Origin of the sequence: Stenotrophomonas sp. HMSC10F07 (assembly GCF_001807895.1) — a bacterium.
In the GTDB taxonomy this organism is placed as follows: Bacteria; Pseudomonadota; Gammaproteobacteria; order Xanthomonadales; family Xanthomonadaceae; genus Stenotrophomonas; species Stenotrophomonas sepilia.
In genome coordinates this window covers 1-9799 of the sequence record NZ_KV791423.1, presented here as the reverse complement: position 1 = coordinate 9799, position 9799 = coordinate 1, and the positions used below count along the sequence as shown (strand labels likewise).

Below are 9799 nucleotides of genomic sequence, written 5' to 3'. Positions count from 1 at the left end.
CCAGGATGTTGGTCTGGAAGGCGATGCCGTCGATCAGCTGGGTAATGTCGCCGATCCGCCGCGATGCCTCGCTGATGCCCTGCATGGTCGCCACCACCTGGCCGACAGCCTCGCCGCCGCGCTGCGCCACCGCAGCCGCACCCTTGACCAGCGCGTCGGCACGGCCTGCGGCATCAGCATTGCGACCGACCGTATCGGTCAGTTCGTGCATGGAAGCGGCGGTCTCTTCCAGGTTGGCGGCCTGCTGCTCGGTGCGCTGTGACAGATCTTGATGACCGGCAACGATCTCGCCAACGCCGGTATCGAGACTGGAGGTGGCGTGCTGGATGCGGGTGACGATGTGGCCCAGCTGTGCGACCGTCGCGTTGGCATCATCGCGCATGCGCGCGAACACGCCCTGCAGCTCACCCTCCATGCGCACGCTGAGGTCACCACGGGCCAGCGCAGCCAGCAATGCCTGCAGGTCGCCGAGGTTGGTTTCAAACGTCGCCAGCAGGCGGTTGATGCTGGTCGACAACGTGCGCACGAAGCCCTGCTTGCCCTCCAGCGCGATGCGACCGTGCAGGTCGCCGTGTGCTGCAGCATCGACCAGGGCAGCGACCTCGGTTTCCAGCAGGGTCTCCAGCGCACGACTGCGCCATTCCACCGCTACGCCGAGGAATTGCCCTTCATCGATGACGGGGTTGGCAATCAGCTGGTAACGCGTGCCGGCATGGCCGATCTCGCGCGCTTCGCGCTGGCGCACGCCGGCCAGGCTGGCCAACGCCGGATGCAGGCGTACCGCGTCGCTGCCCACCAGCGCTTCGTTCCGCAGGTCAAGCAGCTGCAGCAATGCCGGGTTGGCGTAGGCGACCTGCCCTTCCGCATCGATCACCATCAAACCGGTCTGTGCACTGTCCAATGCCTGGCGCACCCGGGTGTTGCCGCGCGCCACGGCACGCTCGGTCTCGATACGCGCGCGCAGGCGCTGCTGCATGTCGACCAGGCGCTGCGCCAGCTGGCCGATCTCGTCGTTGGCGTTGTAGACGCGCAGGGTGGTGTCCAAGCAGTCGTCAGCGATGTCGCTGGCGAAGCGCAGGGTGTCCTGGATCGGCTGGCGCACCGCACGCAGCACCAGGACCAGACTGGTGATCAGCACGCCGGCCACCAGCAGCAGGGTCAGTGCGAACAGCACGCTCATGGTGCGCGCGCCGGCCTGCTGGCGTGCCTGCGCCCCGGCCAGCGCCGCCACCTGTGCCTGCTGGAATGCGGCCAGCGCAGGCGCTACGCGCGCGGCGGTATCCAGCAGCGACTGCGCTTCCACATCCAGGCCGACGCGGGCCGCGGTATACCCCAGCAATGCGGCCTGATACGCATCCATCCCGGTGCGCAGGGTGACCTGCGCATCCGCGGGCAGGCCCGCCAGCGCGAGATCGAACGGCAGCTTTTCTTCGCTGGCGCGGTCGGCGTGGGTGGAATCACCGTCGAGCAGCAGCAGGGCCTCCTGTCGCCGCATCTTCTGCAGGGACAACGCCAGCGCATCCCGCTGCTGCGCATCCACCTGCCCCTGCAGCGTGTCTGCAGCCTGTTGCAGCTGCGCGGCGAGGCCGGCCTCACCACGGCCCATCTCGTCGACCCGTTCAAACAGGTCGGCAACACCCTGCGAGAACGCGTCTGCAGCTTCGGTCAGCGCCTGCAGGGCCTTGCGCCGGCCGGCATCCATCGGCATCGTGCGCAGCGCCTGCAGATCGTCCTGCAGCGCCTTTTGCGTGGCCAGCAGCTGCGCGCGGTCGGCATCATCGAAACTGCGTCCATACTGGATCTGCAGGCGGCGCGCTTCGGCCACCCGCGTGGCCAGGCGCGCGGCCAGATCACTGCCGCGCTGGTAGCTGGCCTGGCTGCGCGCAGCCTGCGTGCTGGCATGCCCGGTCCAGGCATAGGCGGCGGCAATTGCGACCAGTCCCAGGCCACAGACCCACAAGGTCGCCTTGAGCTTGTTGGCTACGCTCAGCCGATGCGGTTGCAGCCACAGCAGCAGGCCGGAGGACGCCGGGCGCAGCGCCGCAAGCCGCGTGCGCAGGGACCGGAGGTGGGGGGCAACGGCCGACATGACAGACTCCAGGCAGAAGGACGCCCCTGTATCGGCCGGATTCAAGGCAACTTTAGAACTTTCGTCGTCCTGGCCCAGCGGTGACGGGCGGACGCGGCCTTTGTACCGGGTGCAGGCGACGCTGGCGTGACACGACCAGCGCCCTTGACCTCAACCCCGGTTGGGGGAGCACAGTGGACCTCCCCTCCCGCCCGGTGCCGCCATGACGACGCTCGATGTCCCCCGCTACCTGCAGCGCCTGCAGCTGGATGCCCCGCCACCGCTGACGCTGGCCGGCCTGACCCTGCTGCAGCAGCGCCACAACGCAGTGCTGCCGTTCGAGACCCTCAGCTGCCTGCTGCGCGATGCGGTACCGATCGACCTGGACAGCGTGCAGCGCAAGCTGCTCGACGACCGTCGTGGCGGCCACTGCTTCGAACTCAACGGCGGCCTGCTGGCGCTGCTGCAGGCGCTGGGCTTCGATGCACAGCCATTGAGCGCGCGCGTGCTGCTGGCTGCCCAGGACGGCGAACTGACCGCACGGACCCCCCTGCTGCTGCGCGTGCAGGTGGACGGCGATGACTGGCTGGTGGATGCCGGTTTCGGCAGCCTGACCCCGACCGTGCCGCTGCGGCTGCATGATCCGCAGCCGCAGGCCACGCCGCACGAACGCTATCTGCTGCAGCGGCTGCCCGGCGAGGGGGATTTCGTGCTGTCCGCCGAATCCGGTGACGGCTGGCGGGCGATGTACCGTTTCGACCTACACGTGCCGGCACCGATCGACAACGTGGTGGGCAACTGGTACGTGTGCACCCATCCCGACTCCAGCTTCCCTGGCCAGCTGCGCGCGTCGCTGACCGGGCCGGACTGGCGACGCACCATCGGCAGCGGCAACTACACCGAGTACCGCCCCGGCCAGGCACCGGACAAGCGTCCGCTGCACGATGTTGCCGACGTGCGCGACGTGCTGCAGCAAGGCTTCGGCATGCAGCTGCCGGACGACCCGCGGCTCGATCCGGCGATCAACGACTGGCTGCAGCGCTCACGCGCCGCGACCTTGTAGAGCCGAGCCCATGCTCGGCTGAGCTTGGGCGGCTGGGCCAACAGCAGCCGAGCGTGGGCTCGGCTCTACAGAGCTGCGTGCGCCTGCAACGCAATGCGGTTGCCTTCACTGTCGCAGATCTCGGCCACGCGCCAGGCTCACCTCCAAGTCCATACCGACACCTGCGGCCTCGTCGGCAAACGGAAGGTAGGCCATCCTGCAGTCGTGCAGCATGACACCCCTTGCAGGGCAGTGCTGGCATGCTGGCTGCCCCTTTCCTCGCGGAGTCCTGCATGTCCCTGGCCGAACACCAAAGTGCGCTCGCACCGCAGGGTTTCCTGCGCGTGGCGATCAACCTGGGCAACCCGGTGCTGGCGCAGGGCGATGCGCACTCACCGCGCGGACCGTCGGTGGAGCTGGCCACGACATTGGCGCAGCGCCTGGGTGTGCAGGCACGCTTCACCTGTCACGATGCCGCAGCCTCGGTGGTCGCTGCGGCAGGCGAAGACGGCTGGGATCTGGCCTTCCTGGCCATCGATCCGGCACGCGCCGACCTCATCGCCTTCAGTGCTCCGTACGTGGAGATCGAAGGCACCTATCTGGTGCGCGAGGACAGTCCCGCGCAGCAGGTGACCGACCTCGACCGCGAGGGGCTGCGCATCGCGGTGGGCCGCGGTGCAGCCTACGACCTGTTTCTCAGCCGCGAACTGCGCCACGCCACGATCGAACGGGCCGAGACGTCGGCGGCTGCGATCACCCTGTTCGATCTGCAGCGCCTGGATGCCGCCGCCGGCGTGCGCCAGCCGCTGCAAGCATGGGCGCGGGCGCATCCCGGCCACCGCGTGCTGGCCGACCGTTTCACCGCGATCCAGCAGGCGGTGGCGGCGCCGGCATCGCGCCCCGCCGACGCGCTGCAGGCGCTGTTCAAGGAAGTGCAGGCGATCAAGGCCGGCTCGCTGCTGGAGGAGGCGTTCGCGCGTGGCGGGCAGGCGGTCACGCTGGTGCGATGAGTGTAGCGTCCGCCATGTGCCGCACGTGTTCGGCAGCCTGCGCGTGCAGCCAATCACGGAAGGCAAGAAAGCCGCGGTGGCGGGCCGAACGCTGCGGGTAGACCAGCCAATGCGGCCAGGCGGTTTTCAGGCGCAGGTTGGACAGCGCAACCAGTTGGCCGGAATCCAGCAACAAGCGCGCCCGCGTCACCCGCCCCAGCGCCACGCCCACCCCGTCAAGCGCCGCACGGTGGTGTGCCTCCGAATCATCCAGCACCGCTACGAAGCGCGACGGCGGGGTCTGCCCGCTCAACGCGAACCAGGCCCCCCACGCACCATCGGGGTCCCCCAGCAGTGGCCACTGGTTCAGTGGCACCCGGTCGATCCCTCCCATGCGTTCGATCAGCGCCGGGCTCGCCATCGGCAGCAGCCACTCGTCGAACAGCGGCTCAACCACCAGGCCCGGCCACTGCCCGCTGCCCAGCCGCAGCGCGGCGTCGAACTGGCGCTGGCGCTCGAAATCAATCAGGCGCTCACTCGACTGCAGGTTGATCTCGATCTGTGGGTGCTCAGCCACGAAGTGACCCAAGCGCGGCACCAGCCACGCCGACGCCATCGACGGCACCGCACTGATCGTCAGCACGTGCTCGGCGCGGGCCGCATAGGGCTGGAAAGCTTCGTTGATCGCATCCAGATGCGGGCCGACCTGGTCGAGCAGGCGCTGCCCCTCCAGGGTGAGGGCGACGCCACGCGGTTGGCGGACCAGCAGTGGCTGCCCGAGCCGCTCTTCCAGCTGGCGCATCTGATGGCTGAGCGCACTGACGGTCAGATTCATCGATGCCGCTGCCCGTGACAGGTTGCCCAGCCGCGCGGCGGCCACGAATCCCTGCAGGGCATGAAGGGGCGGACGGGACATCAGGCTTGAATTCCTCTCAAGGCATGCTTGCGAAAATGTCGCTTTTTGCGCTTCCATGCTGCCCGTATCGTGCAATCCACTCAAGTGGAGGCACGCTCATGAACATCTTCGGCAGCCTGTTGTTCCTGCACGGCCATGTGGCCAACGCCGAGCTGGCACGCCAGCTGGCCAGCCCGTCCACCGCCTCCCCTGCATGCGCGGCGCAACCGGCCGCGCCGGTTCAGCAGCCGGGGACCCGTTGAACGCGGCTCAACCTGTGTACCAGCGTTGGACGTATTCAGGCAGCCAGGGCATTGGATCGATATCCAGTGCCCGGCAACCGTCGAGCGTGTCACGCAGCACGCCCTCACCGGGGCCACCGGGAATCCGCAGGCCTTCTTCTTCCGGAAGCTGCACCACAGCCCAGTCGTGCAGCCGGTCCATGCGCAGGCGCAGCGCCGCCTGCAGCCATGCCTTCAGCGGGTAACAGCGATAGCCTTGTTCACCCAACGCAGCAATTGCCAGCGACAAGGCCTGGTTGGCACCACGTACCCATTCAGTACGACCCCCAGCCTTGTGCTGGATCGTCATCGGTGCCGGTGCGCGGTGCGCCTTGAACGGCGAACGCAGCTGCAGCTCCAGATCACGTGCATCGCGCTCGCCCTCCGCTTCCACCAGCGCACCGGCATCGAGGTCGAAGAACTCGAACCATCGCCGATGCAATGCGCTGATGCGTCCGAGCGGATCACGCGAAAAGCCGATCTTCGCGTAGTCCTCCCACGCACACGGGAAGACGTAGGTGAAGACACGACCGTCGATGCGGATATCCGATTGCATGTGCGCAGGCTGCCTCGACCCCAGCCCGGGCGCAACCGGGCGTTGCCGTGGACGCTGTAGCGCTCCGGCAGTGCGGCTTCGTGCAGCCGGCAAGAACTATTCTTGCTGACCGTCGCTGCCATCTCCGCCCGCCATGCCGTCTGCTGCGCCCGCCCCCCTACCGATTTCGTCCATCACCCTGGAAGCGGCAACCTCCGCGGTGATCCACCAGCACAACGCTGAAGCCGCGCGGCAACCGGCATCGCTGACCAAGCTGATGACCGCCTATGCCGCCTATGCGTGCGTCGAAGAGAACGGACGCTCGTGGGACGACCCGGTCACCATCGCCGCCGACGATGTGCATGCCGTGGCCGATGATGAAACGCGCATGGGCCTGGTGCCCGGCGAGACAATCACTCTGGCACGCCTGCTGGAAGGGTTGATGGTGGTTTCCGGCAATGACGCTGCATTGGCGATCGCGCGTCACCTGGACGGATCGCAGGCCGCATTCCTGGAACGCATGAACCTGCACGCACGCCAGCTCGGGCTGCGCAGCACCTGGTTTGCCAGCGTGTCCGGCATCACCACACCGCACCATGTCTCCAGCGCGCGCGACATGGCGGTGCTGGCCGCCCGCCTGTTGAACGATCATCCGCAGATCCTGGCGATCACCGCGCAGCGCGCGTTCGCCCATGGCAGCTTCAACCGCAGCAACCAGAACGCCCTGCTCGGCGAAGACGGCGTGGACGGCTTGAAGACCGGCTACACCCAGGCCGCAGGCTTCTGCCTGGCCGCCACCGCGTGCCGGCCAGTACCCGGGCGGGACCAGCCGGTACGGCTGATCACCGTGGTGCTGGGCTCTGCAAGCCGCGACGCGCGCGACGCACTGGTGCGCGACCAGCTGGCCGCGGGATTCGCCGCCCTGGCCGGCGGCTGACCGCTCGTGCGGCTCAGCGCCGCTTGACCGTCGCCACGATCAGCCGCTGCAGCTCGGCCACGGCACCGGCCTTGTCCAGCGCGCCGGCAGCCACGCCCTCTGAAAGGGCTTCAGCCGCACCGAGAATGGCCCAGCGCCCCGCCGGCGACACCGTGCCGTCGGCGGCGAACGGGCCCAGCCAGACCTGGCAGTTGTCGATGAAATCCTGCTGGTAGCGCCGTCGCACCTCATGCAGTTCCGGCGCCCCCACCAGCGCGGCGAGGATGCCTTGCACTTCACTGCCCTGGCTGAGGACGCAGTCGATGTAGCCGGAGGCGATGGCCGCCGCCCGATCGACCAGTTGCGCCCGGGCGCGGCCGATGCGCTCGTGGAAGACCACGGTCTGGCGTCCGTCATAGTCATCGTAGAGCGCCGCCAGCAAGCCATTGCGGGTCACGAAGTGATCGTAGGCCACAGGCTTGGTCACGCCCGCCGCCTCGGCCAGCCGCCCCAGCGTCAACGCTCCGGTACCTTCTCCGCGGACCAGTGCCCAGGCCACATCCAGCAACTGGCGGGTGCGTTGCTCCCGGGTCATTCGGCGGCGCGTGGGGGTGGCGTTGGCGGGCATCGGCGGAGCACGGCGATCAGCGCATTGGAACACCAATTTTACGGCCGATCGCCAGCGCGGTCTGCAGATGCGCGTCAGCGGCACCGGTATCGGCGTCCAGCAGCAGGTGGGACGACAGCACGCGTGCGCCGCAATAGTCGAAGATGCCCATGTCGATCTGCGTCCTCATTGCCGCGTCGTAGCCACGACGTTCGACCATGGCTGCGTCGGCGCCGCCCAAGCCGACCAGATGCACATTCAGGCGCTGCAGCTTCTTCACCAGCCTGCCCTGCGCATCCTGTGCGTAGGCCCAGTCGTTGGTGAACACGCGGTCGATCCAGCCTTTCAGCAGCGCCGGGAACGACCACCAGTACAACGGGAACACCAGCACCAGGGTATCGGTGGCATCCAGCCGCGCGTGCTCGGCAGCGACATCGGCGGGTACCGCGCCGGTGCTGCGGAACAAGGCCTGGTCCTGCGGGTTGAAGCGCGGATCGAAGCCTTCAGCCATCAGGTCGGCATAGGCCACGGTGTTGCCGGTGTCGGCCGCGGCAATGGCATCACCGATGCGACGCGCCATCGCGTGGGTCAGCGAACCGGACTCAGGGTGGGCGATGACAATGAGGCTGTGCATGGGAATCTCCAGGAATCAATAGCTACCAATGGTAAGTAGCGATTCCGGGGAAACCAGCGCCACCGATGGGACGCTGTTTTCGCGTCCAACGTATAGTGCAGCGATGCCCTGTGGGACACCCGGACATGGATCGACGCCTGCCCCTGACGATACTGACGCTGCTGCTGTCGCTGTCGCTGCCATCCGCCTTCGCGGGTGAGCTCAGTCCCAGTGACGCGAAGGCCCTGCGCGATGATGTGCGCGCCCTGATGACTGCCTACGCCCGCGGCGATGCGGACTTCCTCATCGAGCGTACGCATCCCAGCCTCAAACGGCTGGCCGGCGGCGATGAGGCCTTCCAGGCGATCACCCGCGATGCGCTGAAGAAGCAGCACAGCGGCGGCGTGGTGGTCATCAGCGAAGACGTCGGTGTGCCGACCCGGACCTATGCGGCGGGGGAGGAAGAAGTCTGCTTCGTGCCACGCCAATCCCTGGTACGGGTGCGTGAAACCCCGATGCGCAGCACCACGTTCATGGTGGCCGTGCGCCGCATTGGCGGTTCCGGGTGGACGTATCTGGATGGCACGGGGCTGCAGGACAATCCACGCCTGCTTCGCCAACTGCTGCCAGCGCTGGAACCCGGCGTGATCCTGCCCAAGCGGGAGATCGAGGCGTTGTAGTCGCCGGCCCTTCCCGCCATGCAGGGCGCGGGGCTACTGGAACAACGCGTTCAAGGCAGCCCCGGACGCCGCCTGCTGCAGGCCATCGAAGCGTCCGTCCTGCACGATCGGCTGGGTCGCCTGCATCAATCCAGCCCACGCGGCACGCGCCAGCGCACCGCCCAGGCTGACCCGGCGAACGCCAAGTGCGGCGATGTCCTGCAGGCTCAGTGCTGTGGGTCCAGCGACCAGCAGGTTCACCGGCTTCGAGCCCGCGGCGGCGACCACCGCACTGATCTGCTCGCGCGTACTGATGCCCGGTGCGTACAGCACATCGGCTCCGGCCTCGGCATAGGCACGCAGGCGCCGCAGGGTGTCATGCAGATCCGGTGCGCCCACGAAGAAGTTCTCCGCTCGCCCGACCAGCAGCACGTCGCCGCCCGCGCGGTCGATGGCCGCACGCGCCGCGCGCAATCGCTCGACCGCCTGCTCGATGGGCCTCAGTGGTGCATCGGCCAGGCCGCTGGCGTCCTCGATCGACAACGCCGCAATGCCGGTAGCGAGCGCCGCGGCCACCGCCTCCTCCACCGCCTGTGGTGTAGCGCCGAAACCATCACCGAAGTCGGCATTCAACGGCAACGGGGTCGCCGCCGCCATCAGTCGCAGGTGCTCCAGCGTGGCCTGCAGCGATACCGCGCCGTCCGGCCGCCCCTCACTCCAGGCGCAGCCGGCACTGGTGGTGGCCAGGGCCTGGAAGCCCTGCCGCTGCAGATAGCGCGCACTGCCGACGTCCCACGGATTGGGCAGCACGAAGCATCCTGCTGCATGCAACTGGCGGAAGCTGGCGCGCTTGCGCAGGGTGTCGGCATCAGGCGAGGCCATGGCGGGCTCCGGGGCGGTAGACCTGCACCCTAGCCCGCCGTTCGGTCGCGCTCAAGGCGACGAAGGCAGCCGTGCATGAAGTGATGCCGGCTGCTCATTGGACGCCACCGGCAGCCCTGCCCGAGCGTGGACGCCTGCCCCCACAATGCCGCCACGGAGCACCTCATGCACCCGGACCCGCAGCCCCTCACCGACGCAGGCGACGATGACGCCCACTGGGCCGACCTGCTCTCGCCCACCCGCCGGCGCCTGATCGCGTCGGCCGGCCTGGCCGCCGGCGGCCTGGCCAGCGCGTCCACCGCCACCGCCGCC

11 protein-coding genes are annotated in these 9799 nt (G+C 68.3%); 5 read left to right on the top strand and 6 right to left on the bottom strand.

The window, feature by feature from the left end:
- Positions 1–2089 (bottom strand): methyl-accepting chemotaxis protein (locus HMPREF3114_RS14870; protein WP_141750828.1); only part of this gene is annotated, 2089 nt, incomplete at its 3' end.
- 202 nt (positions 2090–2291) lie between these two features.
- Between HMPREF3114_RS14870 and HMPREF3114_RS14865 the strand changes: the two genes are divergently transcribed.
- Complete coding sequence (locus HMPREF3114_RS14865) at positions 2292–3131, top strand: arylamine N-acetyltransferase family protein (protein ID WP_070489948.1); 840 nt, start codon at positions 2292–2294, stop codon at positions 3129–3131.
- A gap of 272 nt (positions 3132–3403) precedes the next feature.
- Positions 3404–4120, top strand: coding sequence for an ABC transporter substrate-binding protein (locus tag HMPREF3114_RS14860; protein WP_053498313.1), 717 nt, complete (start codon positions 3404–3406; stop codon positions 4118–4120).
- On the opposite strand, the gene HMPREF3114_RS14855 is transcribed toward HMPREF3114_RS14860, so the two are convergent.
- Complete coding sequence (locus HMPREF3114_RS14855; protein ID WP_032954576.1) at positions 4104–5015, bottom strand: LysR substrate-binding domain-containing protein; 912 nt, start codon at positions 5013–5015, stop codon at positions 4104–4106. The two genes, HMPREF3114_RS14860 and HMPREF3114_RS14855, sit on opposite strands and share 17 nt — an antisense overlap.
- Positions 5016–5113: 98 nt before the next feature.
- Here HMPREF3114_RS14855 and HMPREF3114_RS21225 point away from each other — a divergent pair, with 98 nt between their 5' ends.
- Positions 5114–5257 (top strand): hypothetical protein, encoded by a 144-nt coding sequence (locus HMPREF3114_RS21225; RefSeq protein ID WP_005419683.1) that lies wholly within the window; start codon positions 5114–5116, stop codon positions 5255–5257.
- A 7-nt stretch (positions 5258–5264) separates the two neighbouring features.
- Here the strand turns inward: HMPREF3114_RS21225 and HMPREF3114_RS14850 are convergent, their stop codons facing one another.
- Positions 5265–5831: a GIY-YIG nuclease family protein gene (locus HMPREF3114_RS14850; protein ID WP_005419685.1), complete on the bottom strand. Its 567-nt coding sequence runs from the start codon at positions 5829–5831 to the stop codon at positions 5265–5267.
- A gap of 133 nt (positions 5832–5964) precedes the next feature.
- On the opposite strand from HMPREF3114_RS14850, the gene HMPREF3114_RS14845 reads away from it, so the two are divergent.
- Positions 5965–6747, top strand: coding sequence for a D-alanyl-D-alanine carboxypeptidase family protein (locus HMPREF3114_RS14845; protein WP_070489947.1), 783 nt, complete (start codon positions 5965–5967; stop codon positions 6745–6747).
- 13 nt (positions 6748–6760) lie between these two features.
- Here HMPREF3114_RS14845 and HMPREF3114_RS14840 read toward each other — a convergent pair whose 3' ends face one another.
- Together HMPREF3114_RS14840 and HMPREF3114_RS14835 are read right to left on the bottom strand one after the other, a co-directional pair.
- The gene (locus HMPREF3114_RS14840) at positions 6761–7354 is read right to left on the bottom strand and encodes a TetR/AcrR family transcriptional regulator (RefSeq protein WP_070489946.1); all 594 of its coding nucleotides are present in this window, start codon (positions 7352–7354) and stop codon (positions 6761–6763) included.
- A gap of 16 nt (positions 7355–7370) precedes the next feature.
- Entirely contained in the window at positions 7371–7967 is a 597-nt protein-coding gene (locus HMPREF3114_RS14835; protein ID WP_070489945.1) for an NAD(P)H-dependent oxidoreductase, read from the bottom strand.
- Between the two features lie 125 nt (positions 7968–8092).
- On the opposite strand from HMPREF3114_RS14835, the gene HMPREF3114_RS14830 reads away from it, so the two are divergent.
- Complete coding sequence (locus tag HMPREF3114_RS14830) at positions 8093–8626, top strand: hypothetical protein (RefSeq protein ID WP_070489944.1); 534 nt, start codon at positions 8093–8095, stop codon at positions 8624–8626.
- 33 nt (positions 8627–8659) lie between these two features.
- Here the strand turns inward: HMPREF3114_RS14830 and HMPREF3114_RS14825 are convergent, their stop codons facing one another.
- A complete protein-coding gene (locus tag HMPREF3114_RS14825) occupies positions 8660–9487 on the bottom strand; it encodes an isocitrate lyase/PEP mutase family protein (protein ID WP_070489943.1) in 828 nt (275 codons plus the stop codon).
- Positions 9488–9799: the final 312 nt, after the last annotated feature.

Bases quoted from the DNA above. Each gene is read 5' to 3' on its own strand.
- HMPREF3114_RS21225 (WP_005419683.1), top strand. From the start codon at position 5,114: ATGAACATCTTCGGCAGCCTGTTGTTCCTGCACGGCCATGTGGCCAAC.
- HMPREF3114_RS14830 (WP_070489944.1), top strand. From the start codon at position 8,093: ATGGATCGACGCCTGCCCCTGACGATACTGACGCTGCTGCTGTCGCTG.
- HMPREF3114_RS14845 (WP_070489947.1), top strand. From the start codon at position 5,965: ATGCCGTCTGCTGCGCCCGCCCCCCTACCGATTTCGTCCATCACCCTG.
- HMPREF3114_RS14840 (WP_070489946.1), bottom strand. From the start codon at position 7,354: ATGCCCGCCAACGCCACCCCCACGCGCCGCCGAATGACCCGGGAGCAA.
- HMPREF3114_RS14855 (WP_032954576.1), bottom strand. From the start codon at position 5,015: ATGTCCCGTCCGCCCCTTCATGCCCTGCAGGGATTCGTGGCCGCCGCG.
- HMPREF3114_RS14860 (WP_053498313.1), top strand. From the start codon at position 3,404: ATGTCCCTGGCCGAACACCAAAGTGCGCTCGCACCGCAGGGTTTCCTG.
- HMPREF3114_RS14835 (WP_070489945.1), bottom strand. From the start codon at position 7,967: ATGCACAGCCTCATTGTCATCGCCCACCCTGAGTCCGGTTCGCTGACC.
- HMPREF3114_RS14850 (WP_005419685.1), bottom strand. From the start codon at position 5,831: ATGCAATCGGATATCCGCATCGACGGTCGTGTCTTCACCTACGTCTTC.
- HMPREF3114_RS14865 (WP_070489948.1), top strand. From the start codon at position 2,292: ATGACGACGCTCGATGTCCCCCGCTACCTGCAGCGCCTGCAGCTGGAT.
- HMPREF3114_RS14825 (WP_070489943.1), bottom strand. From the start codon at position 9,487: ATGGCCTCGCCTGATGCCGACACCCTGCGCAAGCGCGCCAGCTTCCGC.